Origin of the sequence: Sphingobium sp. EM0848, from assembly GCF_013375555.1 — a bacterium.
GTDB lineage: Bacteria > Pseudomonadota > Alphaproteobacteria > Sphingomonadales > Sphingomonadaceae > Sphingobium.
Genome location: NZ_JABXWB010000001.1, coordinates 989,775 through 1,016,256, shown reverse-complemented (window position 1 = coordinate 1,016,256; position 26,482 = coordinate 989,775). Strand labels below are relative to the sequence as shown.

Sequence of the window (26,482 nt, the reverse complement as noted above, 5' to 3'; positions counted from 1 at the left end):
TTCGAAAGTGTCCGACAACCGCGCAGTTGGGGTTTTCCGTCACCATGAAATGGCCGTTAACGCGCTATGCCCCCCGTCAGCGGTCAGTCTCGAATCCACCCAAACCGCCCCGCACGACCAGAACCCATCGCGCAAGCCCCCTGTCCTACCCGCCCCGGTGATAGTCATATTCAAACGCCCTGCCCTGCTGCTTGGTCAGGATCGCGCCGATGATCGCGCCCCCGGCGCGGCGTAGGCGGTCCACGGCGACACGCAGACCGCCATGATGGTTGCGGCCCCATTCGACCACCAGCAGCGTCACCTGCGCCTTCGCGGCCAGCAGGGATGCGTCCGACAGGCCCAGAATGGGCGGCGCGTCGATCAGCACCGTGTCATAACGTTCCCGCACCGTCGCCAGCAGCGAATCCATCGCCGGGGTAACGAGCAACTCGGCCGGATTAGGCGGAATCGCGCCGCAGGGGAGCAGGGCCACGCCCGGCACGCTGCTGTCGACGATCACTTCGTCCATCTTCGCCTGGCCGGTCATCAACTCGCTGATGCCCCGGCTGGGCGAAACGCCGAACAGGCTGTGCTGTTTGGGCCGCCGCATGTCGGCGTCGATCACCAGCACCCGCTTGTCGAGTTTCGCCAGAGCTTCCGCCAACGCATGGAGGGTGGAGGATTTTCCCTCCCCTTCCTGCGCGCTGGTGACAAGGATCGAACGAGGCAGGCCCGCCGCAGACCCCAGCAAAAGAGAGGAGGCCATGGGCGCGAAAATCTCCGCCGCCGGTTTTTCCCCCGCCGGAACCGCGCCCAACAGCGGCAGGTTCACCCGCTCGGCCAGCGTATCCGCCGACGTCACCGCGTCGTCGAAGATATGCCGCCCCGCCACTGCCATCAGCCCCGACACCAACCCACCCAGCGAAGCCAGCAACATGGTGACGCCGATATTGGGTGAGGTCGGCCGCGAAGGCACCGCCGCCCGGTCGAGCGGCTGGATACGCCCGGCCTGAAAACCGGCCTGGGACGCCATGTCGCGATAACGTTGCAGCAGGCTGTCATGCAGCAGGCGGTAGGTATCGACCTGCCGCTCCAGGATGCTCATCTGCACACCGCGCCCGCGTTCGGTCTGGGCCTGTCGCTCCACCTTGGCGATTTCGGACTGGATCTGCTTCTCGCCATGGACGGCGACGTCATATTGTTCCTTGAGCGAGGCGCGGATCGTGCCCGCCATCGCTTCAGCCTGATCGTCCAGCGCCGCCAGCCGGGCGCGGGCTTCGCGCATTTCGGGATGGGCATCCTTCCGGAACTGCCGTTCCTGCACCAGTTGCGCCCGCGCCTGCGCCCGGTCCGTCATGATCTGCTGCATTGCGCCGTTGTTCAGCACTTCCGGCAGGGTCTCGACGCTGGACATGCGCGCGCTTTCCCAGCGTTTTTGCGCGGCGATCCGATCCGCCGTCGCCTGAGCCCGGAAAGCATTGAGCTGGGCCAGGCGGGTCGCGGTACTCCCCTCGGACGGCGCGTCAGCGCCTTCACCCTGCTTCGTTTCGGAGGGGACCATCGCCCCGGCATTGGCCGCATAAACGGCCAGATCGCGTTCCGCCCGCTCCAGATCCTTGCGCGCGCCGTCCAACTCTCCCAGCAGGAACCGCCGCGCCTGCACCCCGGATTCGAAGCCCCGCTTCAGATCAGCACGGATCAGGCTGTCGGCATAGCTGTTGGCCACCCGCGCCGAAAGCACCGGATTGGCGCTGGTAAAGCCTATGCGGATGACCCGCGACTTGCCGGGCAGTTCGACTTTCAGATTGTCGCGCAGCAGGCCGACGACCTTCTCCGTTTCGACCTGTCGCTGGCTGAGCGAGCCGGAGCCACGATCGGGCCGCCGAACATTCATGCCGTCGAAGAAGGTCCGGCTGCCGACCAGCGCCAGTTCGCGCGCCACATCCTCTGCCAGGGCGCGGCTGCGCAGCACTTCCAACTCCGTCTGCATCAGCGCTTCATTGTCGGTCGGCGTGAGTTGCCTTTGCGCGGTGGCGGCTCCGGCGGCGCCGGCGGGCACATCCTCCACCTCGACCGAGGCGGTCGCCTGATAATCCGGGGTCGAAAGCAGGATGAACACCACCCCCGCCAGCACGCAAAGCGCCATGGTGGCGAACAGGATGATGCGATGCCGCCGTATCGCCACCCATGCCGCGCTGGCCCCCGCGGCAAAACGCGCGGCGCGTCCTTCCATCGTCATGGCGGCGCTGTCGGCGTCGATCAGGAGGCCCGGACCCGCCATCAACGTCCTCCGTCCAGCGCGATGAAGCCCACGCCCACCGCCGGGACCGCCAGCAGCGCCCCGCCCAATATCGCCTTCGCCCGCGACAGGCCGACGATGACAGTGTCGCCGGGCAGGATTTCAGGATCAGGGGCCTCCCCCTTGCGGATGGCGGAAAGGTCGAACATCGCCGCCTTGCGCTGGCCGTCCGCCTGCCGCACCACGACGATCTGGCCCAGGCTGGCGAGCCGCGACGGTCCCTTGGCGAGAGCGACGGCCTGAAGCAGCCCCATGCGTCCGTCGATGGGGAAGAGGCCCGGTTCGCGGACTTCGCCGTCCACGGTGATGCGGCGGCCGGCCGCCTTCTTCACGAACACCGTCACCTGCGGCGAAACGAGATAGCGCTCCCCCAATCGCCCGGCGATGACGTCCGACGCCTCGCTCGCGGAAAGCCCGGCGACCGACACGTCCCCGATCAGCGGCATGCGGACCATGCCCGCCGCCGTCACCTGCGCATCCTCCAGCGACAGGTCTGGCTCGTGATAAATCTGGATGCGCAGCACATCGTCGGAAGAGATATGGTAATCCACGCCAACGGCCGGGGCTGGCGGGATGGCGGCATAGGCCGCCTCCCCCTTCGGCGCATCCTCCACGGTCGAACAGGCACCGAGCAGCGCGCAGGCCATTATCGCGGCCAACGTCTGGCACTTGCTGTCAATCGGCCGGTTCATGCCGTTAAAATCCCCGCATTTTTCAGACGGCACGCAAAAAGCCTGCCGTTCGGGCCGGGGTTAACGGCGTGAACAGGTGATGGCAACCTGTAGGGCACGGGCGTGCCCCATCACCTGACCCATCACAGGACCCGTCACAGGGCGATGCGGGCCCGATCCGGGACGATACGACGCGGCTGGTCCGGCCAGACGCCCCTGGTATCGTAGACCGCCTTGCCGAAACGCTCGTCCACCGGAACCGATTTGAACATGTCATGATCGACAAGAATGACGAACACGCCACATTGTTCCAGAGCCGTATCGAGATCGATCAGTTCCGCGCCGGTTCCCGCAAACTCCATCGGCAGGTCATGGGCATAGGGTTCGACCAGCCTGACCCGGCGGCCATAACGCCGGGCGAGGCGGGCGGCGACCTTGACGGCGGGGCTTTCGCGGAAGTCGTCGATATTCGCCTTGAAGGCTAGGCCGAGGCAGGCGATGTCCTCGCCCGGAAATTCGTCGATCAGGTCGGAGGCCTTGGCGACGACATGATCGGTCTTGCCGTCATTGACTTCGCGGGCGGTGCGGATGAGACGGCTGTTTTCCGGATCGCCATGGACGATGAACCAGGGATCGACCGCGATGCAATGGCCGCCGACGCCGGGACCGGGCTGCAGGATATTCACGCGCGGATGGCGGTTGGCGAGGCGGATGACCTCCCAGACGTCGATGTCCATCCGCTCGGCAATGACGGACAGTTCGTTGGCGAAGGCGATGTTGACGTCCCGGAAGCTGTTTTCGACCAGCTTCACCATTTCCGCCGCGCGGGCGCTGGTGGTGATGCAGGCGCCGCGCACGAACTGGCGGTAAAAGCCCAGCGCCTTGCGGGCGCAGCGCGGCGTGATGCCACCGATGCAGCGGTCATTGTCGATCAGTTCGACCAGAATGCGGCCGGGAAGGACGCGTTCCGGGCAATAGGCGATGGCGATATCGCCCACGCAGCCTTGGCCCGGCATTTTGAGGTCCGGGCGAAGCTGCGCGAAGAGGTCGCGCATCGCTTCGGTGGTTCCGACCGGAGAGGTGGATTCAAGGATCACCGTGTCGCCGGCCTTCAGGACGTCCGCGACGGTGCGGGCGGCTTTCAGGACATGCCCGATGTCGGGCGCGCGATCCTCCGCAACCGGGGTCGGGACGGCGATAATGAACATGTCGCTCGGTTCAACCTGTAGGCTGGCGCGCAGATTGCCGCGTGAAACCACGCCTTGCACCAGGCCGTCGAGATCGACTTCCTCGATATGGACGCGGCCTGAATTGACCGTTTCCACCACATGAGCACTGACGTCGACGCCCACCACCTGCGCCCCGCCTCGGGCGATGAGCGCGGCGGTCGGCAGGCCGATATAGCCAAGGCCGATGACGGAAACCTTCTGCTGGAGCTTGTCGAGGGGCATGGGATATCCTGGAAAGTCGGTGATTTCGGTCAGTTTCTGACCGGAAATGCTGAAAATTTCGGTAACGGGAGGATTCAGGCGGCCTCGTCCCAATCCTTTTGCGCCGTCGCACTGGCGGCGATGACATCCGCGATCCGTTCCGAAGCACGACCGTCACCAAAGGGGTTATGGGCGCGGGACATGGCGGTGTAGGCGGCCTCATCGTCCAGCAACTCGAACACGGAGCGCACAATGGCGGTGCGGTCGGTGCCGACCAGCCTTGCCGTTCCCGCCTCCACGCCTTCGGGCCGCTCGGTGGTCTCGCGCATGACAAGGACCGGCTTGCCGAGCGAGGGCGCTTCCTCCTGCACGCCGCCGCTGTCGGTAAGGACGAGGTGGCAGAGATCGAGCAGGCGAACGAAATGGGGATAGTCCAGCGGCTCGATCATCGCGACATTGTGCTTGTCCGCCAGCACCGCGTCCATCACCGGGCGGACATTGGGATTGGGGTGAACCGGGAAGATCACCGCCACGTCCGGGCGGGTCGCGATCTCGGCTATGGCGCGGGCGATGGCTTCCATGCCGCCGCCGAAATTCTCGCGGCGGTGGCTGGTGACGGCGACGATGCGCTTGCCCTCGAAGCGCCGGGCGAGATCGTCAAGACCGGCGGCAAGAGCAGGCTCAGCCAGCACGCGCTGCCGCGTCGCCAACAGGGCGTCGATGACCGTGTTGCCGGTGACGTGAATGCTCGCGGGCGCGCGATTTTCAGCCAGCAAGGCATTGGCAGCGCCCTCGGTCGGGGCGAAGTTCATGTCCGCGATGCAGGCAACGACGCGGCGGTTCACTTCTTCGGGCCAGGGATGGTGAATGTCGCCGCTGCGCAGGCCCGCCTCGACATGCGCCACCGGAATCTTGCGGTAATAGGCGGCGAGGCTGGCGACCATAGTGGTCAGCGTGTCGCCATGCACGACCACGCGGTCAGGCTTTTCCGTGTCGAAGGCATGACCCAGTTCGACGATGAGCTTCGCGGTCAGGCCGTCCAGCGTCTGGTTGGGCGTCATCACGTCCAGGTCGATGTCGGGCGCGATCCCGGCAATCTCCAGCACTTGATCCAGCAGACCGCGATGCTGCGCGGTCACGATCACGCGGGTTTCCACATTCCCCCGCGCCCGCAGCGCATGGATCACGGGAAACAGCTTGATCGCCTCCGGGCGCGTCCCGAACACCAGAGCAACCTTCATCATTTCCCCTTCGCAAGCCGCTATAATGGGTAAGTGCCTGACAGAAAATGGTAACCATCCTCTGAACAGGGCTACTCCAGACGCGTGCTTTCGCAGGCGCAGCGACCTGTGCTAGAGGCCGCGCACCATCTTCCCCAACAAAGGGCTGAGTTACTTTATGAAGATCACGATGATCGGCACGGGCTATGTCGGGCTGGTGTCAGGCGCCTGCTTTGCCGATTTCGGGCATGACGTGGTGTGCGTGGACAAGGATGCGGGCAAGATCGCCGCGATCGAATCCGGGCGGATGCCGATCTTTGAACCCGGCCTCGACCATCTCGTCGGCAGCAACGCCTCGGCCGGACGGCTGACCTTCACCACCGATCTGGCGCAGGGCGTGAAGGGCGCGGATGCGATCTTCATCGCCGTCGGCACACCGTCGCGCCGGGGCGACGGCCATGCGGACCTGAGCTATGTCTATGCCGCCGCGAAGGAAATCGCGGAATCGCTGGACGGGCCGACCGTGATCGTCACCAAGTCCACCGTGCCGGTCGGCACCGGCGATGAAGTGGAGCGCATCGTCAGGGAAGTCCGCCCCGATCTTGACATAGAGGTCGTGTCCAATCCCGAATTCCTGCGCGAAGGCGCGGCCATCGGCGATTTCAAGCGTCCCGACCGCGTCGTCGTCGGCACCACCGGCAGCGAGCGCGCCATTGCCGTGATGACGCAGATCTACCGCCCGCTGAACCTCAATCAGGCGCCGCTGATGTTCACCGGGCGACGCACGGCGGAACTGATCAAATATGCCGCCAACGCCTTCCTGGCGACCAAGATCACCTTCATCAACGAAATGGCGGACCTGTGCGAAGCCGTCGGCGCCGAAGTGCAGGACGTGTCGCGCGGCATCGGCCTCGACAACCGCATCGGGTCGAAATTCCTGCATGCCGGGCCGGGCTATGGCGGCTCCTGCTTCCCCAAGGACACGCTCGCGCTGGTCAAGACCGGGCAGGATTATGAAGCCCCGATCCGCATCGTCGAGACGGTGGTGCAGGTGAACGACCTGCGCAAGCGGGCCATGGGACGCAAGATCGTGAAGGCGCTGGGCGGCGACGCGCGGGGCCGGACGGTCGCGCTTCTGGGTCTGACCTTCAAGCCTAACACCGACGACATGCGCGACGCGCCGAGCCTTGCCATCGTCCAGGCGCTGGAGGATGCGGGCGCGAAGATCGTCGCCTATGACCCGGAGGGGATGGAGGTCGCCGCGCCGATGATGGCGGGCGTGACCATGGCGAAGGATGCCTATTCGGCTGCCGAGGGCGCCGACGCGCTGGTGTTGGTGACGGAATGGGATGCGTTCCGGGCGCTGGACCTGAAGCGCTTGGCTGCTTCCATGAACAAGCCCGTACTGGTCGACCTGCGCAACATCTATCCGCGGGCGGAGGTCGAAGCGGCGGGTTTTTCGCTCACCCGCATCGGCAGCGCGGGCATCGAGGCCTGATGCTGTTGAAACCATTGGAAGGGCGCGCCGAACGCGCCCTTCCCCGGCTGCATCATTGGATAATTGCGGCTGTCGCTCTGTTCGCGCTGACGCAAGTCGTGCCTGTTATCGCGGGATTGACCTGATCACGCCTTCAGCTTCCATCCACGCTTGAGCAACGTATAGCATAGCAGGCCAAGGGCGATATTCAGCCCCAGCAGCACAAGGCTGCCCACCACGACATCGCCGTCAGCCGCCGCGACGAAGCCGTAGCGGAAGCCCGAAATAGCGTAGAAGAAGGGGTTGGCGTGGCTGATCGCGCGGAACACGGGCGCGAGCCGGTCGATGGAATAGAAGGTCCCCGACAGCAAGGTCATCGGCCCGATCACGAAATTGGTGATGGCGGCGGCATGGTCGAACTTTTCCGCCCAGATGGAGGTCAGCACGCCGATAAAGGCCGTCAGCCCCGCGCCCATCAGCCCGAACCACAGGATCGCCCAGGGATGCGCCGGGGTCACATGCACGCCCGGCCACAACGCCATCGCACCCCACAATGCCAGCCCGACGCAGAAAGCGCGCGTGACTGCCGCGCCGACCAGCGCCAGCAGCAATTCGCTGACCGACAGCGGCGGCATCAGATAATCGATCAGCGTCCCCTGCATCTTGCCCGCGAGCAGAGAGAAGCTGCTGTTCGCAAAGGCATTGTTCATCATGCCCATGATCATCAGGCCCGGCGCGATGAAATCGGCGAAGGGCACGCCCAGCACCCGCTTGTTCGCGCCACCCAGAGCGAGGGTGAAAATCACCAGGAACATCAGAGTCGTGACAGCAGGCGCCCAGATGGTCTGGAGTTGCACCTTCATGAAACGGCGCACCTCTTTACGGTACAGCGCGCGAGTCCCGGCCCAGTTCACATTGCGGATGACCAGCTCGCCCGGCTCATGGAAAAGCGGCTGCTGCGAGGCGGAGCCCACATTGGCAGATTGGGCAATTTTGGACTGGTTGTTCATGGACAGATCGACTATCGGCTCATCTGATGTGCCGCAAGGGCGTTGTGCGCAGATTTGAACCTGCGCAGGCGCCCCCCATATAGGGCGCGAATGCTAAGATTTTGAGGAGTCATTCATTGTCCTGGACCGACGAGCGTATCGACCAGCTCAAGGCAATGTGGGAAAAGGGCCTGACCGCCAGCCAGATCGCGGACGAACTGGGTGGAGTCAGCCGTAATGCGGTTATCGGCAAGGCACATCGCCTGGGCCTGCAATCGCGTCCTTCCCCGGTAAAAGCCAACGAAGTGCCCAAGAAGGTCGCACCGCCCGTGCGCAAGCCCGCGCCCGAAATGGAAGCGCCCAAGCCGGCCGCGCCGGTGCATCACGCCGCGCCCCCTCCGGTTCGCCCCACGCCCCCCGTCGCGCCCGCGCCGGCTCCGGTAGCGGCCGCCCCGGAAACCGAAGCACCCAAGCCGCAGCCGCGCATCATCTCCGTCGGGCCCGGCGGCTTCCTGCGCCAGGGTCCCGGCGACCAGCAGGCGCCAATCCCGCCTGCGCCGCCGCGCCGTCTGGTGCCCGCCAAGCCCAGCCCGGAAATCGCCGGCAAGACGACCCTGCTGGACCTGACCGAGCGCATCTGCAAATGGCCGATGGGCCATCCGGGCGAGCCGGACTTCCATTTCTGCGGTGAAGCGGTGAACCCCGGCTTCCCCTATTGCGTCGAACATTGCGGCCGCGCCTATCAGGCACAGCTTCCGCGCGGCACCCGCCGCCCGCCGCCGCCGCTGCCCTTTGGCGGGCCGCGCGTTCGCTGACCATCGAAAATGGCAAAGGGCCGCCCCATCAGGAGCGGCCCTTTTTCATGGCCGAAGGCCTGAAGGCCGGGCGAAACCGCTCTGAAACGCGCCATGCGATCCCCTGCCCTGATGATCCCCCGCTTGCACCCGGCGCGCTCTCCCTTATAGCTTGTCGCCATGTCCGAAGACCTGTTCGCCGCCAACACCTCCGCCGCGCCGCAATATGATGCCTCCACCATCGAGGTGCTGGAAGGCCTGGAGCCGGTGCGCCGCCGCCCCGGCATGTATATCGGCGGCACCGATGAACGGGCGCTGCACCATCTCGCCTCCGAAGTGCTGGACAACAGCATGGACGAGGCGGTCGCCGGTCACGCCACCCGGATCGAGGTGACGCTGGAGGCTGGCAACAGGCTCACCATCACGGACAATGGCCGCGGCATTCCGGTCGATCCGCACCCGAAATTCCCCGGCAAGTCAGCGCTGGAGGTGATCCTCACCACGCTCCATTCGGGCGGCAAGTTCGAGGGCAAGGCCTATGCCACCTCGGGCGGCCTGCATGGCGTGGGCATCAGCGTGGTGAACGCGCTGTCGATCGTCACCGTGGTGGAGGTTGCGCGCAACAAGGAACTGTTCCGCCAGAGCTTCGCCCAGGGCCTGCCGACCAGCGAGTTGGAGAAGGTCGGCGCGGCGCCCAATCGGCGTGGCACCTCGGTCAGTTTCATCCCCGACCATGAGATTTTCGGGGAGCAGAAGTTCAAGCCCTCCCGCCTTTACCGGCTGGCACGGTCGAAAGCCTATCTGTTCGCTGGCGTTGAAATCCGCTGGAAATGCGCGCCGGAACTCATCACCGACGATACCCCGCCCGAGGCGGTGTTCCAGTTTCCCGGCGGTCTGGCCGATCACCTGAAGGAACAGGTCGGCGACCGCGAATGCGCGACCAGCGCCTTTTTCTCCGGCAGTCAGGATTTTCCGGACTCCGCGGGCCGGGTCGAATGGGCGGTCGCCTGGCCGCTCTGGTCGGATGGGTCCTACTCCTGGTATTGCAACACCATCCCGACCCCCGATGGCGGCACCCATGAAACCGGCCTGCGCGCGGCTCTCGTGAAGGGCATACGCGCCTTTGGTGATCTGGTTGGGCAGAAGAAGGCGAAGGACATCACCGCCGACGACATCGTGACCTCTTCGGAGATCATGCTGTCGGTCTTCGTCCGCGACCCGCAGTTCCAGAGCCAGACCAAGGACCGGCTCACCAGCCCCGAAGCCGCGCGACTGGTCGAGAACGCCGTGCGCGACCATTTCGATCATTATCTGTCGGACCATATGGAGCGCGGCAAGGCGCTGCTCGCCTATGTGCTCGACCGGATGGACGAGCGGCTGAAGCGCAAGCAGGAGAAGGAGGTCAAGCGCAAGACCGCCACCAGCGCGCGCAAGCTGCGCCTGCCCGGCAAGCTGACCGACTGTTCGAACGACGACCCAGAGGGCGCGGAAATCTTCCTGGTGGAAGGCGACTCCGCAGGCGGCTCCGCCAAGCAGGCGCGCGACCGCAAGACGCAGGCGATCCTGCCCCTGCGCGGCAAGATCCTGAACGTGGCATCGGCCAACACCGCCAAGATCCTCGCCAATCAGGAGATTGCCGACATGATCCTGGCGCTGGGCTGCGGCACGCGCAAGGACTGCAATCCCGATAACCTGCGCTACGAACGCATCGTCATCATGACCGACGCGGACGTGGACGGCGCGCATATCGCGACGTTGCTGATGACCTTCTTCTTCCAGGAGATGTCGGAACTGGTGCGGCGGGGCCATCTCTATCTGGCGCAACCGCCGCTCTATCGGCTCGTCGCGGGAGGCAAGAGCCTCTATGCCAAGGACGATGCGCATCGCGAGCAGATTCTGCGCAAGGAGTTCAAGGGCAAGAAGGTCGAGGTCAGCCGCTTCAAGGGGCTGGGCGAGATGAATCCGGGCCAGTTGCGCGAAACGACCATGGACCCGAAAACCCGCAGTCTGATCCGCGTGACCCTGCCCGATGATGTCGAGGACCGGCAGCAGGTGCGCGAACTGGTCGATCGACTGATGGGCACCAACCCGGCGCATCGCTTTGCCTTCATTCAGGAAAATGCCGCGAACGTCGATGAAGAAACCATCGACGCCTGACCTCTTTCGCAATTCATACCTACCGCCGCGTTAACCAGCACGGCGCACCGGATGTTCAATCTTTGGCGCGATACGGGCAAGCATGTCAGGCTTCGCCCCGCTCCTTCGTCTTGCCGCTTATCGCGCCGCGCCTGCCCTGCTCGCCATGGCTGGCGGCGGCCATGCCATGGCGGAAACGGCCTACGCGCCCGTCGATCGCATTTCCGCCAATCTGCTGGCCGGCGGCATGAGCCGTCTGGCGGCGATCAGCGCGCAGCAGGGCGGAAACATGCAGCCCAACTGGGTAATGCAGCCCGCCGCACCGGATGCCATCGTCAACGACCGGCGGTTCAGCGACGTCTTCGGCAAGCTCCCAGGCTGGCAGTTGCAGGGCGTCCAACTCTCCATAACCAGCTACCGCCAGCCGGAACTGGTGCCGGGCTTCATGCGCGATTTCCTGTCCGCCCCCACGGCGACGGCGATCCCGCAGGCCAACAGCTTCGTCATGCCGGCCCGCCCAATTCCCGCGCTCTCGGGCCAGCCCCTGCCGCGTAACGGTCAGCCCGATGTGTTCGGCTCGGTAGCCATGCCGATTTCCCACAGCCTGCTGGATCGCAAATGGGCCTCCGTTTCGACGGCGCTGCCCGGCAAGGGTGTCTGGAGCGCTATCGTCACCGCCGCTCGCGGTTCATCGGGTCAGCAACAGGTCGAGATGATCAACAGTTGGGTCAACCGGCGCCTGCGCTTCGTCGATGACCGGGCGGGCGGCGACGATTGGGCTTCCGCTGCACGGACGCTGCAAAGCGGCACGGGCGATTGCGAGGATTATGCCATCGCCAAGATGACGCTGCTGGAGGCGGCGGGCTTCGACCGGCACGCCATGTTCCTGGTCATCGCCCGCGATCTGGCGCGGCGCGCGGATCATGCCGTGCTGGCGGTGCGGATCGGCGAAGAGCTGATGATCCTCGACAATATGACCGACCGGGTTCTGCCTTCCTCCAGCGTCAGCGACTATCGGCCGATCATGAGCTTCAATGCCTTTGGCCGCTGGACCCATGGTTATCGGGTCACAACGCCACAGCCCGTACAGTTCGCGGCCCGCTGACGCTTATCGTTCGCGGAGCGCCTCTGTCCGCGCCTTCATGATCGGCTTCAGGAGATAGGCCAGCACGGACTTGCGCCCCGTCAGGATTTCCACGTCGCACACCATGCCCGGCGTGATGGGCAGCTTGTGCGCACCCGAACCGAGCCAGGCACGATCCGTCTCCACCACCACGGTAAAATAGGCCTCCCGCGTCGCTTCATCATAGACGCTGTCGGCCGAAACCTGCTGCACGGTCCCGGTCAGGCCGCCATAGATGGAGAAATCATAGGCCGTCACCTTCACCACCGCGCGGTCGCCGGTCTTGATGAAGGCGATGTCATTGGGCTTCACCCGCGCCTCGACCAGCAGTTTCTCGCCCACGGGAACGACCTGCATGATCTTCTGTCCGGGACTGACATAGCCGCCGATGGTCGTGACCTGCACATCATTCACCACACCGTCGACGGGCGAGCGGATCTCCGCCCGCTGCGCCCGTCCTTTTGCGCCCCGAAGAGACTCGCTGTTAACGGCAATCTTGGCTTCCAACTGGCTGCGTTCGTTCAGCGCATCCTGCCGGAACTGGTAATTCGCCTCGGACAATTGCGCCTGCGCCTCGCGGATCGCCGCGGAGGCCCGCGACGCCTGCTGCTGCGCCGCGTTCAGCCGTCCCTGCGCATCCACAAGTTCGCGCCGGGCATCGAGCAATTCGGTCTGCGGGACGATCGACTTGGCGGCCAGCGGTTCCAGCATCTCCACCCGCTTGCGCGCAAGGCTGACGCTGCCGCCCAGGCTGTCGATGGTCGCCTGCGCCTCGCCCAGTTCGCGGCGGCGCTGGTCGACTTGTGCGGCGAGCGCATCCTGCTTGCTGCGCAGCGCTGACTCGCGCACCTGCGCCAACGCCTGCTCCTGCTGACATTCGGGCGCGATCCGGCCATCGGCCCCCGCCGCGCAGATCGCGCCCGCGCCGGTGCCTTCCTTCTCCAGCCGGCCAGCCCGCGCCGTCAACGAACGCGTCTCCGCCTGAAGCTGCCCCAGTTCCGACGCCATGATGGCGTCGTCCAGCCGCACCAGCAATTGCCCCTTGCTCACCTTCTGCCCCGACCGGACGAGGATTTCCTCGATGGTGGTCGGCTCCGCGCTCTGGATGACCTGCGCCTTGCTGGACGGGATCACCTTGCCCTGCCCATGCGTCACTTCATCCACCGGCGCCAGGCTGGCCCACATCAGGAAAACCAGCATGCCGCCGCCGCTGTAGAGGATCACCTGCTTGTTGCCCGGTTGCCCCCGCAGCCAGCCTATCCAGCGCGAAATCATGGTTGCACCCCTTGAATATGATGGTCGTCGGCCGCCAGCGTCACCGGCGCGGCCTTCTGCTGGCGCGCAAGCATCTCGCTGAGCGCGCCGCCGCTTTGTGCGGGATCGGGAATGGAGAGCTTCCACCCCTTGGTCGGGTCCATGCGGCCCCCGACATCATTGGTCGCCCGCCTTTCCGGCAGAGCCGCTACCGGCGGATAGTCGACGACCGGCTCTGGCACGGCGGCGAAGCGCGATGCGTCGAAGGCCGGAATATGTTCACCACCCGCATAGCGCCCGGTGAACGCGCCCGGCAGACCCCAGCCGCCCGGCCAGCGATAGAAGATATGCGCGCCGATCTGGGCCAGTTTCGCCAGATGCGGCGCCCAGCGCGGGAAGACATAATCGGCATGATAATGGGTCGCGGTGCCGACATCCCTTTCGACCCGGCCATTGAGCGCATCGGCGGCGATCCGCTTCGCCCGGTTCCACAGGTCCGGCAACGGATGGCGCGCGAGCGAACCGTCGCAGACGAAGCTGAACTGGCACACCGACGCATCGAAGCGCTGATAGACGACGCCGCAGACCGTCTTGGCAAAGGCGGGATGGCGCACCCGGTTCAGCACCACCTGCGCGACGGCGCGCTGGCCGCTTTCGGGTTCACGGGCGGCTTCATAATAAACGGCCTGCGTCAGGCACTGGAGCGCGCGGTCATGATCCTCACCCGCCGTCGCCAGGGCGCGGAAAGGCTTGGCCGCGCTGATAGTGCCACCGGCAAAGCCGAGGCGCTGATTTTGTTCCCGCGCCCTATCTCCTTCCACGGCGCCCCCTTCCGCGGCAGGATCGGCCTGTTCCGTCATGGCCACCAGCGCCAGATATTGGCGCGGAATCGGCGAAGCGGCCTCCACGATCCTTGCCTTCATGGCCGGACGCGGCGGCTCATGATGCCAGAGCACCGCCGTCGCGACCGCCAGCGCCACCGGCGCGGCAATGCCGACGCTGCGAACCAGCGCGCTCATTGCCCTGCTCCACGCTGAAGCTGGCCGATGATCTCGTCGCGCGGGCCATCGGCCAGCACCACGCCCTGATCGATCACGATCAGCCGGTCCACGATACGTAGCAGCGCATGGCGGTGGGTCGACACGATCAGCGTCTGCTGCGGCTCCAGCGCCTTTTCCAGATGATCGATGAACAGATTTTCGGTCTGATTGTCCATCGCGCCGGTCGGCTCATCGAGGAAGAGCAGCTTCGCTGGCTCCACCAGCGCCCGCGCCAGCACCAGGAAACTCCTCTGCCCGCCCGACAGACGGTTGCCGCGCTCACCGATATGCAGGTCGAACCCCGCCGCATCGCGCCCGAAGAAACGCGACGCCCCCGAACGCTCCAACGCCTCCAGCAACTTCTCGTCATCCGCCTCGCGAGCGCCGAGCAGCAGGTTCTCACGCACCGATCCGCTGAACAGTTCGGCATCCTGCCCGACATAACGGAAGGCGGAACGCAGCTCATGCGGATGATATTGGCGGCTGTCGACATCGTCGATGGTCATGGCGCCGCCCGTCGAGGGATAGAGACCGCAGATGACCCGGCCCAGCGTCGACTTGCCCGAAGCGACGCGCCCGATCAGGCCGATGCGCTCGCCCGGTTCGACCCGCAGGTCGATGCCGCGCAGGCTGGGCTGGCTGGCGCCGGGATAGGCGAATTCCAGCCCCTGCATGACGATGGCGCCCTTGCGGACTCGGGGGATGATCCCCCGCGCGCCGTCCAGCCGCTCGTCGGGCTGGTCGATCAACGTCTGGAGGCTGTCCAGCGTCGTCATCGCCTGCCGCGCCCGCACGATCACGAAGGCCAGTTGCCCAACCGGCGCCAGCGAACGTCCGGCCAGCATGACGATGGCGATGATCGCACCCATCGAAATGTCGCCCGCCGCGAACATGTAGAAGCCGCCGATCACCAGCGCGATGCTCGTCACCTGCTGGCACAAGGCGGCCAAGGTGACGCTCTTCGAAGAGAGCCGCCGCAGCTTTTCCTGCGTCGCCGCGCTCATCCGCGCATAGCGGCGCCAACGGTCCAGCATCCGCCCTTCGGCGCGGCAGGCCTTCAGCGTCTCGATGCCGCCGATCGCTTCGACCAGAGCCGAGCTTTGCAGGCTGGAGTCCGCCTGCGCATCGCGTGACAGCCGGGCCATCGACCGTTGCAGGAAAAATCCCGCGCTCGCCATGATCCCCATCATGACGACAGGCACGATGGCCAGCCAGCCCCCCAGAAGCGCAATGATCGCGACGAAGAAGAAGAGGAACGCAATGTCCACCACCAGAACGACCGTGGTCGAGGTGAAGAATTCGCGGACGGATTCGAACTCCGACACCCGCCGCGCCAGCGCGCCGGTGCTGCCCGCGCGGCTGGCGAGCGGGGTGTTCATTACCTTTTCGAACAGGCGTTGCGACAGGCGCTCGTCGATTTCCCGCCCGGCCTCGTCCACCAGCCTTGCGCGGGCGATCCGCAGCGCGAAGTCCAGGCTGAACGCCAGCATCACGCCGATACCCAGCACCCACAGGCTGGACGCCGCCTTGTTGGGGATGATCCGGTCATAGACGTTCATCGTGAACAGCGGCAGCGCGAAGGCGAGCAGATTGATAATCGCCGCGGCCAGCATGACATAGCCGAAAGAACCGCGCGCGCGCCACACCTCACGCCAGAACCAATGCTGGCGCGCCCGTTCGTCCCATGGCCGTTCCTCGGCGCGTTCGCGGCCATGATCGGCCATGACGACCAGCGCTTCGCCGGTGAAATGGCTGCCGAGATCGCTGATGGGCGCCCAGACCGGCTCGGTCGCATGCGGCAGCTGCACCAGTGCATCGCCGGCACGCAGGTCCAGCAGCAACAGGAAACGGCTGCCCCGCAAAGGCAGGATCGCGGGCAGATTGCCCGGCCGCCATTTGTCCAGTCGACCTCGGACATGATCGCTCAAAAGGCCGATCTGGTCGAGCGCGGACTCCGTTTGATGAAAGGGCAGACGCCCGGATTCATCGACGGCGAGACCCGCGCGAAGGTTTACGATCCCCGGCGAGCGGTCGAAATGCCGCGCCGCATGGGCGATGCTCTCCACCAGTTCGTCACTGGGCGTGCCCTGATGGTCCAGCCATTCGGCCAGACTTAATGTGCTTCGTTCCAACATTGTTTACCCGCCCATCCGGACTTGCGCCCGGATGGCCCCAAAGATGGATCTCAGCCCGGATAGCGCCGCCGCTGCAATTCGGCGGGCGGCAGATCCGGGACATCATATTTCTTGCGCGCATAGGGATTGGCGCCCGAGGGAGCCGCCAGCCCCAGCGTGTCCAACAACTGGTTGGTCGCCGCCAGAATCTGATATTGCGCAAAAATCTCCGAGAAGCGGGCCGTTTCCGTCCGCACCTGCGTGTTGAACCGCGTGTTCTGCGTGTCCAGCACGTCCAGCAGCGAACGCCGCCCGACATTGAACTGCTCGCGATAGGAGACCAGCAGTCCGTCAGACACCGTGCCCTGCCGCGCCAGATCGTCGACGCGCTTCTTTTCCGTGTCCCAACGGTTCCAGGCAGTGCGGACATCCTCCTCCGCCTCGCGCTGGCGCTGGCTGAGGCGGAAGCGGGCCTCGCTCGTCCGGCGATTCATCTCCTGGACCTTCGCCCGGTTGATACCACCATTATAGAGTTGCCAGCGCACGATGACCCGGCCCTGCAAATCATTGGTGCTGCCCCTGAAGCCGTCAATATCCTGACCCACACGGCCGACGCCTTGCAGCGAAACCGTCGGCCCAAGCTCCGATTTGGCCTCATCCACCACCGCATGAGCCGCCTGAATATCGGCCTCCGCCTCGCGGATCAGAGGATTGTTGGTGCGGGCGGCGGCGATCGCGTCGTCCAGTGTCGGCGGAACAGCGTTCGTCACCGGATCGGGCATGGTCACCTGATCGATCGACAGACCCGTCAGCGTCCGGAACTGGATGGCCGCATTGGTCATGTCCTGCTCCGCCTCGGTCTTCCGAACGAGGGCAGCCTGCATCCGTTCCTCGGCCTGCTGCTGGTCGGCGATGCTGATCGATCCCTTCGACACGCCCTCGCTGAGGTCGCCCAGCAGCTTACGGTGGAAGGCGATATTGTCCTCCGCCGCCGCGACGACCCGCTGCTGGAGCATATAATCCAGATATTGGCGCGTGACATTCAGCGCCACGAATTGCGAGCGTTCTCCCACGCGCAGGGCAGCGCCATCCGTCCGCGCGGCCTGACGCCGCTTCTCGGCGCTGCGATAACCCGAGTCCCAAAGGGTTTGTTCGGCCGTCAGATCGCCTTCCACCGGCCAGAGCGTCTCATTATCGAGATTCAGAGCGCGGCGGGTGGCGTTGTCCAGACGACGCACGCCGGCCGATCCCTCGACGCTAACGCGGGGCAAATAGAGGCCCTGCGCCTGTTCGCGTTCAAACTCGATGGCTTCCTTGTTCTGGATCGCCTGGTTGATTTCCGGATGGCTGTCGATGGCCGCCGCAATGGCACTCTTCAGGTCCGTGGTCTGGGCCCAGCCCGTTGAAACCATGGCGGCCGCGCAAATGGCGATCAGGCTGCCACATGTCTTGCGCATGATAGTCATGCCATTCTCCCCTTAATTCGCGCTGGCGGTGATCTCGACCCGACGGTTCATCGGTTCGCGCACCCCATCGGCGGTTTCGATCTTGAGTTGGGTTTCGCCCAGGCCGGTGACGGTCACCGCACCGGACGCGATCCCGCCCTGGCTCATCAGGCCCGCGACATTCTGTGCCCGGCGCAGCGACAGGCCGTCATTATATTTGGTGCCGCCCGACGTGTCGGTGTAGCCCGTGACGCCAAAGCGCTTCCAGCCGCACTGGGTTGCCGCCTGCGTGAGCGTGCTGACCGTGTTCACGCCTTCGGGAAGCGGCGTGTCCATGTTCCAGTCGAAGAAGATGGACACCGCCGGTGCCGTGCAATCCAGCGCGGGTGGGGCTGGATCTGCTGCCGACACCGGCGGCGGTGGCGTCGCCGAGAGGCGGGCCACAAAGTCGTCGCACTTGTTGATGCTGTCCGCATCCTTCGTGCCGGATTTGATGAAACCGATGGCGATGCCGCACTGGTTCTTCGCCTCGACCGCATAGGTCCAGCGGCTGTCCTGCGCAGCGCGCACGCTCGTGTCGCCCACGGCCTTGACCGCCGTGTCATAACGGCTTCTGAGCGCATCGTTCAATTCGGACTTGCCCAGTTGCAGCAAGGGCGAAGCTGGTGCCGCCCAGGCCGCACTCGTCAGCATGGCGGTCGCCAGCCCGGCGGCCGCCGCCTTCCCTAACGTATTTCGCATCATAACTCTCCCCAATATTCCCCGCGAGATAGGTTCATTTCCGGCTCAGCCATGAGCGACCGCCATGGCTTCGTGCGCGGCCATCGCCGCGTGGAAGATGGCTGCGGCCGCGGCCAGATGACCGCTGTCGACCGCTTCTGTGGCGACCGGGTTCAACAAGACTGGAGCCACGGGATGCGCACCGCCCGGCAAGGCCGCCAGCAGCGCATCGATATTCGGCGCGTCATGGGTGCCCAGCGCTTCCTTCACGACCTCCGCCGCCGCATTCGCGCCCGCCGGTCCGGCCGGACCATGGGCCGCCGCGGCCAGAACCGCCGCCGCATTGCCGTCAAAGGCAGGCAGGTTGATCGACTGCGCCAGCAGACCCTGATGATCGCCCGGCGAAGGCTGATCCGTCTGCGCCGTATCCGCCGCCGGCGCGTGCGCCGCGCCGCCGCCGGACAGTTGGGCGTGATCCGGTGCCGGTTCCTCACTGGCATGGCTCGCCTGTGGAGCAGGCTGCTCGGCCTGATGCGTCGATTGATCGTCGGCCGGTGCGAGCCCACTGTCCTTGCTCTCGGTCGTGGCCGGCTCCGCCGTGGCGGTGCTGGCCGGAGCCGTTTCCGTCACGACCGGCGCGTTTTCCTGAGCAGCCGGCGCGGGCTGCGGATCGACATGGGTTTCGCTCGCGCCGACCGCTGCGACCAAGCTGGCCGCGAGCAGCGCCTGATTGAGACCGCTATTGGCGGTTTCCGTAGTGCTCTCGGAGGTTTTTGTGACACTAGTGGTGGCGAACACGGCGTCGGCCGCTGTGCCCTGAGTACCGTCCGTCCGGGTGAAGCTGCTTTCGCCCACCACGGTCACCTCGCCGTTCGCCGCCCCATAGGTGACACCGTTCGACGTCAGCTTGATGCTGGTGATGCCGAGTTGACTCAGGGTCTCGAAAACCTCGCCCCCGTTCGCCTGCGTCACTAGAGCACCGAATTGCGACCAGTTGGCATCTTGGACATTGAGAACGCCGTCATGGTTAGTATCGTAGGTCGCAGCCAACCCCTGCAGGTCGCTTAGGCCATTGCTACCAAAGACAACCTGATAGCCGCTGCCATTTTGCAGGGCGAGAACACCGTCGCCCACACCAGCCCAGGCCGTCGCCAGCGGATGACCGTTATTCTGATAGTCGAAGGTCATGCCGGCTGAGATCGGAACGAACTGCACCCCATCACCGTTCAGGTCGAGCACGACTGGAGCGGCGGCGCTGGACGGCGCTTGTCCCGTCGCGACCGTGACATGGAAGGTCGAGGACGTCGCCACATCGCCGTCGCCGTCGCTCGCGCTGACGGTGAAATTGATCTGCTGGTTGACTGTGCTCGAAACCGTGCCGGTATTGGTCAGCAAGAACTTCCCGCTGCCGCTCTGGTCGTAGAATACGATATAGTCCAGATATTCCCCGGCCGGCGCCGTGATCGTCACGCCGCTGGCGAATTTCGAGGAATCGACGAGCGTGACCGCGCCTGTAGTGCCGTCCTCATAATGCGCCTGATAGTAGATTTTGTCAGTCGCGCCGAAGTTCGGGAAAGTGAAGGTCGCAAAGGCGATTTGCGGACCGAAGGTGTTGCTCTGTCCTGTCGGCACAGTGATACCAGGCGCATTGGCAGCGTGGAAGTCGGCAATGAAGAGTTCGCCTGCATCCAGATTATTGTTGTTGACGCCAAAGCCCGCGGTCGCACCGTTGACCGCCTGCTGCGTCCAGGTGCTCTGATCGAACGCACCCGCCAGCGTCGAGGCAGTGGTCGACCAGCCGTCAACGATCGCCAAATGCTGTGACGCCGTACTTCCGTTGAATTGCAGTTCGCCTTTCGGTCCTGCGCCAAAGCCGCTCGAACCGCCGATCGCTACGTTCGTGACTGTCGGGTCCAACGGCGTCAGCAGCTGGAAAGTATAGGTTCCGGCATGATCGGTACTCGGCTGTCCCGGCGGCGTCGCAGTCGGATTGGCCGTCAGCGTGAATACCTTCGTGGCATCGGTCACCGCGTCATAGACCCCGTTATTGTTGGTGTCCTGATAAGCGGTCAGCACATTGCCGGACAGACTGTAGACAAGGCTGTGACCGCCCGATGTCGCCGTCGTGCTGGACGTTATGTTCGTAACGCTGCCAAAGCTGTCGGCCCCCGGCGTAAAATGCAACGTCCCTGTGGCAACATAGGTCGATCCAACAATATTGTCGGTCTGCTGGCTCTGCACCTGCCCAAAGGACGGCGTGTCATCAATGATCCGTACCACCAGGTCGTCGGCGCCACTCGTGCCGCCAACCCCGGTCACCGTCAGATGAATGCTGTCGTCGAACGACGTGCCCGTCGCCCCCGCCTGATGCGCATTGTCCACCGGGACGTTCAGCGTGTAGCTGTAGCTCACCACGCCAGTCGCGGCATTATAGCCGGTCAGCCGCAGCGTTCCTTCCGCCGTGGTCACAACCCCGTTGGTCGTCGCGAAGGCCTGCATCTGCGCCAGGGTGAAGCTCACCCCGCCAACGCCGATGCTCGCAATCCCGTCGCTCGCGCTCACCGTGAACGAACCTGTCGTCACGTTCGAGCCATCATGCAGCGATCCCGTCGCAAGACCCGCCTCATATACCGTCGCGTCCGGACCCGTCGCTGCCGCCGTCACGACGCTCGCCGTGTCGTCCGCGCCATGCACCGTGATCACCAGCTTCGCCGACGACTGGTCGCCGTCTGCGTCCTGCATCGTATAGTGCAACGTGAAGTCCTGGCTGAACGACCCCGACAGCGCCTGCGTCGCCGCTCGGCTGTTGTCCAGCTGATAGCTCCAGCTGCCGTCGGCATTCTGCGTCAGCGTGCCATAAAGGTTGAGCTGGCTCACCACCGCGGCGTCCGCGCTGCTCCAGGATACGAAGGACATCGGCGTGTCCGCTCCCGACACGTCGTTCGCCAGCACATTGCCCGACACCGTCGAGGTCAACGCCGTGTTCACCGCACCCGCACCGTCCTCGGTCACCACATGGCCGGTGTCATCCACCGCCTGCGGCGTGTCATCAATGATCCGTACCACCAGGTCGTCGGCGCCACTCGTGCCGCCAACCCCGGTCACCGTCAGATGAATGCTGTCGTCGAACGACGTGCCCGTCGCCCCCGCCTGATGCGCATTGTCCACCGGGACGTTCAGCGTGTAGCTGTAGCTCACCACGCCAGTCGCGGCATTATAGCCGGTCAGCCGCAGCGTTCCTTCCGCCGTGGTCACAACCCCGTTGGTCGTCGCGAAGGCCTGCATCTGCGCCAGGGTGAAGCTCACCCCGCCAACGCCGATGCTCGCAATCCCGTCGCTCGCGCTCACCGTGAACGAACCTGTCGTCACGTTCGAGCCATCATGCAGCGATCCCGTCGCAAGACCCGCCTCATATACCGTCGCGTCCGGACCCGTCGCTGCCGCCGTCACGACGCTCGCCGTGTCGTCCGCGCCATGCACCGTGATCACCAGCTTCGCCGACGACTGGTCGCCGTCTGCGTCCTGCATCGTATAGTGCAACGTGAAGTCCTGGCTGAACGACCCCGACAGCGCCTGCGTCGCCGCTCGGCTGTTGTCCAGCTGATAGCTCCAGCTGCCGTCGGCATTCTGCGTCAGCGTGCCATAAAGGTTGAGCTGGCTCACCACCGCGGCGTCCGCGCTGCTCCAGGATACGAAGGACATCGGCGTGTCCGCTCCCGACACGTCGTTCGCCAGCACATTGCCCGACACCGTCGAGGTCAACGCCGTGTTCACCGCACCCGCACCGTCCTCGGTCACCACATGGCCGGTGTCATCCACCGCCTGCGGCGTGTCATCAATGATCCGTACCACCAGGTCGTCGGCGCCACTCGTGCCGCCAACCCCGGTCACCGTCAGATGAATGCTGTCGTCGAACGACGTGCCCGTCGCCCCCGCCTGATGCGCATTGTCCACCGGGACGTTCAGCGTGTAGCTGTAGCTCACCACGCCAGTCGCGGCATTATAGCCGGTCAGCCGCAGCGTTCCTTCCGCCGTGGTCACAACCCCGTTGGTCGTCGCGAAGGCCTGCATCTGCGCCAGGGTGAAGCTCACCCCGCCAACGCCGATGCTCGCAATCCCGTCGCTCGCGCTCACCGTGAACGAACCTGTCGTCACGTTCGAGCCATCATGCAGCGATCCCGTCGCAAGACCCGCCTCATATACCGTCGCGTCCGGACCCGTCGCTGCCGCCGTCACGACGCTCGCCGTGTCGTCCGCGCCATGCACCGTGATCACCAGCTTCGCCGACGACTGGTCGCCGTCTGCGTCCTGCATCGTATAGTGCAACGTGAAGTCCTGGCTGAACGACCCCGACAGCGCCTGCGTCGCCGCTCGGCTGTTGTCCAGCTGATAGCTCCAGCTGCCGTCGGCATTCTGCGTCAGCGTGCCATAAAGGTTGAGCTGGCTCACCACCGCGGCGTCCGCGCTGCTCCAGGATACGAAGGACATCGGCGTGTCCGCTCCCGACACGTCGTTCGCCAGCACATTGCCCGACACCGTCGAGGTCAACGCCGTGTTCACCGCACCCGCACCGTCCTCGGTCACCACATGGCCGGTGTCATCCACCGCCTGCGGCGTGTCATCAATGATCCGTACCACCAGGTCGTCGGCGCCACTCGTGCCGCCAACCCCGGTCACCGTCAGATGAATGCTGTCGTCGAACGACGTGCCCGTCGCCCCCGCCTGATGCGCATTGTCCACCGGGACGTTCAGCGTGTAGCTGTAGCTCACCACGCCAGTCGCGGCATTATAGCCGGTCAGCCGCAGCGTTCCTTCCGCCGTGGTCACAACCCCGTTGGTCGTCGCGAAGGCCTGCATCTGCGCCAGGGTGAAGCTCACCCCGCCAACGCCGATGCTCGCAATCCCGTCGCTCGCGCTCACCGTGAACGAACCTGTCGTCACGTTCGAGCCATCATGCAGCGATCCCGTCGCAAGACCCGCCTCATATACCGTCGCGTCCGGACCCGTCGCTGCCGCCGTCACGACGCTCGCCGTGTCGTCCGCGCCATGCACCGTGATCACCAGCTTCGCCGACGACTGGTCGCCGTCTGCGTCCTGCATCGTATAGTGCAACGTGAAGTCCTGGCTGAACGACCCCGACAGCGCCTGCGTCGCCGCTCGGCTGTTGTCCAGCTGATAGCTCCAGCTGCCGTCGGCATTCTGCGTCAGCGTGCCATAAAGGTTGAGCTGGCTCACCACCGCGGCGTCCGCGCTGCTCCAGGATACGAAGGACATCGGCGTGTCCGCTCCCGACACGTCGTTCGCCAGCACATTGCCCGACACCGTCGAGGTCAACGCCGTGTTCACCGCACCCGCACCGTCCTCGGTCACCACATGGCCGGTGTCATCCACCGCCTGCGGCGTGTCATCAATGATCCGTACCACCAGGTCGTCGGCGCCACTCGTGCCGCCAACCCCGGTCACCGTCAGATGAATGCTGTCGTCGAACGACGTGCCCGTCGCCCCCGCCTGATGCGCATTGTCCACCGGGACGTTCAGCGTGTAGCTGTAGCTCACCACGCCAGTCGCGGCATTATAGCCGGTCAGCCGCAGCGTTCCTTCCGCCGTGGTCACAACCCCGTTGGTCGTCGCGAAGGCCTGCATCTGCGCCAGGGTGAAGCTCACCCCGCCAACGCCGATGCTCGCAATCCCGTCGCTCGCGCTCACCGTGAACGAACCTGTCGTCACGTTCGAGCCATCATGCAGCGATCCCGTCGCAAGACCCGCCTCATATACCGTCGCGTCCGGACCCGTCGCTGCCGCCGTCACGACGCTCGCCGTGTCGTCCGCGCCATGCACCGTGATCACCAGCTTCGCCGACGACTGGTCGCCGTCTGCGTCCTGCATCGTATAGTGCAACGTGAAGTCCTGGCTGAACGACCCCGACAGCGCCTGCGTCGCCGCTCGGCTGTTGTCCAGCTGATAGCTCCAGCTGCCGTCGGCATTCTGCGTCAGCGTGCCATAAAGGTTGAGCTGGCTCACCACCGCGGCGTCCGCGCTGCTCCAGGATACGAAGGACATCGGCGTGTCCGCTCCCGACACGTCGTTCGCCAGCACATTGCCCGACACCGTCGAGGTCAACGCCGTGTTCACCGCACCCGCACCGTCCTCGGTCACCACATGGCCGGTGTCATCCACCGCCTGCGGCGTGTCATCAATGATCCGTACCACCAGGTCGTCGGCGCCACTCGTGCCGCCAACCCCGGTCACCGTCAGATGAATGCTGTCGTCGAACGACGTGCCCGTCGCCCCCGCCTGATGCGCATTGTCCACCGGGACGTTCAGCGTGTAGCTGTAGCTCACCACGCCAGTCGCGGCATTATAGCCGGTCAGCCGCAGCGTTCCTTCCGCCGTGGTCACAACCCCGTTGGTCGTCGCGAAGGCCTGCATCTGCGCCAGGGTGAAGCTCACCCCGCCAACGCCGATGCTCGCAATCCCGTCGCTCGCGCTCACCGTGAACGAACCTGTCGTCACGTTCGAGCCATCATGCAGCGATCCCGTCGCAAGACCCGCCTCATATACCGTCGCGTCCGGACCCGTCGCTGCCGCCGTCACGACGCTCGCCGTGTCGTTCCTCTCAAGCGCGAAAGGCAGAATTTCCCGCTCCTCGGATTGGGTGAATCGCAATTCGGTCGGCGGCAGCAGGTCGCCCAGCCCATGCGGATCGCCGACATTGCCGTCGGGACCGGCGAAATTGCCGCCCGAGCTGCGCGGCGGACCGGCAGCGGGCTGCGGCTCTTCACCAATCAACAACGCGGCCAGGTTGACGGAGGGGATCTCAACGTCACCGACCACGAGCTGCGGCACGAACACCGCGCCGTCCACAATCAGCATGTCCGTGCCGTTGGGCAGATGGACGACCAGATTGCGGCCATCGACCTCGATCTGATTGATATCGGTGCCGGCGGGCAGGACCACGACGCCTTGCGCATTGGGCGTGACCGTCTGCACGGGATCGATGTGATGATGCATCCTGCCGGGATGAATAGCCTTGCCCTTTGCGGCCAACGCTGCGGCTTGCGGATGCAGGGCCTGCTCATGATCAGCGTTGACTTCGCTATGTGAGGCGTGCTCGAAATCCATTATCCATCCCCAGTCTGCAGGGGCATAGGAAGAGCGCGTGAAAGGCCGCGCCCCGAATGCGTCGTCGCACGCGGAACTGAACCTCTTCAGACATTGTGGCAATCAGCGGATCAGCCAATGCCCTTTGCCAACGATCTCCCGCCGGCAGGACTCTTGCCAAGTCCACTGCCGCCCCGGATTAACCATTTGCTTTTATCTTTTTACTGACCCTGCCCTCATCTTATTCAGCGCTCGTAAAATGAGTCACGCAGATTCAACTTTTGTTAACCATTTTAATGCGATAAGAGCCGAAAAATTACTTAAGGACTATTACTAAAGATATAGATTTTTCGCCAAATCTATATCCTGCCGCCTATGCCCGCATCGAGTCATGGTTAATATCCATAGCTAAGGCCGGAACGACTCGCCCTGCCGGTCGGGCGGCTCATCCCAGATGCGGCCAAGGAAAAGGGCGACCGGCTTTTCAGCCGGCCGCCCCTCCAATTGCGACCCATAGGCTTATCGTGCGTGCGGAGCCTTTCCCGGCTTCGTCCAGTCGGCCTGTGACTGGCGATAAGCTATGGAAAATCAATGCCCCCGGCCAGAATCGGGATAGCGATAAAGATTTTTTTCTCAATTGAACCGACGACCTATATCGTAGGTTGACCATTTCCCGTTACCTGGCCGCAA

Annotated in this window: 15 protein-coding genes; 4 read left to right on the top strand and 11 right to left on the bottom strand. The window is 64.7% G+C overall.

What is annotated here, in order from left to right; genetic code table 11:
* Positions 1-145: 145 nt before the first annotated feature.
* The 4 genes from HUK73_RS04845 to wecB form a co-directional block, all read right to left on the bottom strand.
* Positions 146-2,260, bottom strand: a complete 2,115-nt coding sequence (locus HUK73_RS04845) for a polysaccharide biosynthesis tyrosine autokinase (protein WP_176590891.1) — start codon at positions 2,258-2,260, stop codon at positions 146-148.
* On the bottom strand, positions 2,260-2,970 hold the full coding sequence (locus tag HUK73_RS04840; protein ID WP_176590890.1) for a polysaccharide biosynthesis/export family protein: 711 nt from the start codon (positions 2,968-2,970) through the stop codon (positions 2,260-2,262). Before HUK73_RS04840 ends, HUK73_RS04845 begins: the two co-directional genes overlap by 1 nt.
* A gap of 134 nt (positions 2,971-3,104) precedes the next feature.
* Positions 3,105-4,400 (bottom strand): UDP-N-acetyl-D-mannosamine dehydrogenase, encoded by a 1,296-nt coding sequence (gene wecC, locus HUK73_RS04835; protein ID WP_176590889.1) that lies wholly within the window; start codon positions 4,398-4,400, stop codon positions 3,105-3,107.
* A 74-nt stretch (positions 4,401-4,474) separates the two neighbouring features.
* Positions 4,475-5,620: a non-hydrolyzing UDP-N-acetylglucosamine 2-epimerase gene (gene wecB, locus HUK73_RS04830; protein ID WP_176592818.1), complete on the bottom strand. Its 1,146-nt coding sequence runs from the start codon at positions 5,618-5,620 to the stop codon at positions 4,475-4,477.
* Positions 5,621-5,777: 157 nt separating this feature from the next.
* Between wecB and HUK73_RS04825 the strand changes: the two genes are divergently transcribed.
* Entirely contained in the window at positions 5,778-7,097 is a 1,320-nt protein-coding gene (locus HUK73_RS04825; RefSeq protein ID WP_176590888.1) for a UDP-glucose/GDP-mannose dehydrogenase family protein, read from the top strand.
* A gap of 125 nt (positions 7,098-7,222) precedes the next feature.
* Here HUK73_RS04825 and HUK73_RS04820 read toward each other — a convergent pair whose 3' ends face one another.
* Positions 7,223-8,086 carry an ABC transporter permease gene (locus tag HUK73_RS04820; RefSeq protein WP_176590887.1) on the bottom strand — a complete coding sequence of 288 codons (864 nt, stop codon included), beginning with the start codon at positions 8,084-8,086 and terminating at the stop codon, positions 7,223-7,225.
* 116 nt (positions 8,087-8,202) lie between these two features.
* Between HUK73_RS04820 and HUK73_RS04815 the strand changes: the two genes are divergently transcribed.
* From HUK73_RS04815 to HUK73_RS04805, 3 genes are all read left to right on the top strand, one after another.
* Entirely contained in the window at positions 8,203-8,880 is a 678-nt protein-coding gene (locus tag HUK73_RS04815) for a GcrA family cell cycle regulator (RefSeq protein WP_176590886.1), read from the top strand.
* 159 nt (positions 8,881-9,039) lie between these two features.
* Positions 9,040-11,016 carry a DNA topoisomerase IV subunit B gene (gene parE, locus HUK73_RS04810; RefSeq protein ID WP_176590885.1) on the top strand — a complete coding sequence of 659 codons (1,977 nt, stop codon included), beginning with the start codon at positions 9,040-9,042 and terminating at the stop codon, positions 11,014-11,016.
* Between the two features lie 82 nt (positions 11,017-11,098).
* A complete protein-coding gene (locus HUK73_RS04805; protein WP_176590884.1) occupies positions 11,099-12,100 on the top strand; it encodes a transglutaminase-like cysteine peptidase in 1,002 nt (333 codons plus the stop codon).
* 3 nt (positions 12,101-12,103) lie between these two features.
* Here the strand turns inward: HUK73_RS04805 and HUK73_RS04800 are convergent, their stop codons facing one another.
* The 6 genes from HUK73_RS04800 to HUK73_RS04775 are packed head-to-tail and all read right to left on the bottom strand — an operon-like array spanning position 12,104 to position 25,813.
* A complete protein-coding gene (locus HUK73_RS04800) occupies positions 12,104-13,393 on the bottom strand; it encodes an HlyD family type I secretion periplasmic adaptor subunit (RefSeq protein WP_176590883.1) in 1,290 nt (429 codons plus the stop codon).
* Positions 13,390-14,391 (bottom strand): cell wall hydrolase, encoded by a 1,002-nt coding sequence (locus HUK73_RS04795; RefSeq protein WP_176590882.1) that lies wholly within the window; start codon positions 14,389-14,391, stop codon positions 13,390-13,392. Before HUK73_RS04795 ends, HUK73_RS04800 begins: the two co-directional genes overlap by 4 nt.
* Positions 14,388-16,547, bottom strand: a complete 2,160-nt coding sequence (locus HUK73_RS04790) for a type I secretion system permease/ATPase (protein WP_176590881.1) — start codon at positions 16,545-16,547, stop codon at positions 14,388-14,390. The genes HUK73_RS04795 and HUK73_RS04790 overlap by 4 nt, the downstream gene beginning before the upstream one ends.
* Positions 16,548-16,597: 50 nt before the next feature.
* Positions 16,598-17,992, bottom strand: coding sequence for a TolC family protein (locus tag HUK73_RS04785; RefSeq protein ID WP_176590880.1), 1,395 nt, complete (start codon positions 17,990-17,992; stop codon positions 16,598-16,600).
* Positions 17,993-18,004: 12 nt separating this feature from the next.
* Positions 18,005-18,715, bottom strand: a complete 711-nt coding sequence (locus tag HUK73_RS04780) for an OmpA family protein (protein WP_255326196.1) — start codon at positions 18,713-18,715, stop codon at positions 18,005-18,007.
* A gap of 42 nt (positions 18,716-18,757) precedes the next feature.
* Positions 18,758-25,813 carry a VCBS domain-containing protein gene (locus HUK73_RS04775; protein WP_176590879.1) on the bottom strand — a complete coding sequence of 2,352 codons (7,056 nt, stop codon included), beginning with the start codon at positions 25,811-25,813 and terminating at the stop codon, positions 18,758-18,760.
* Positions 25,814-26,482 lie beyond the last annotated feature (669 nt).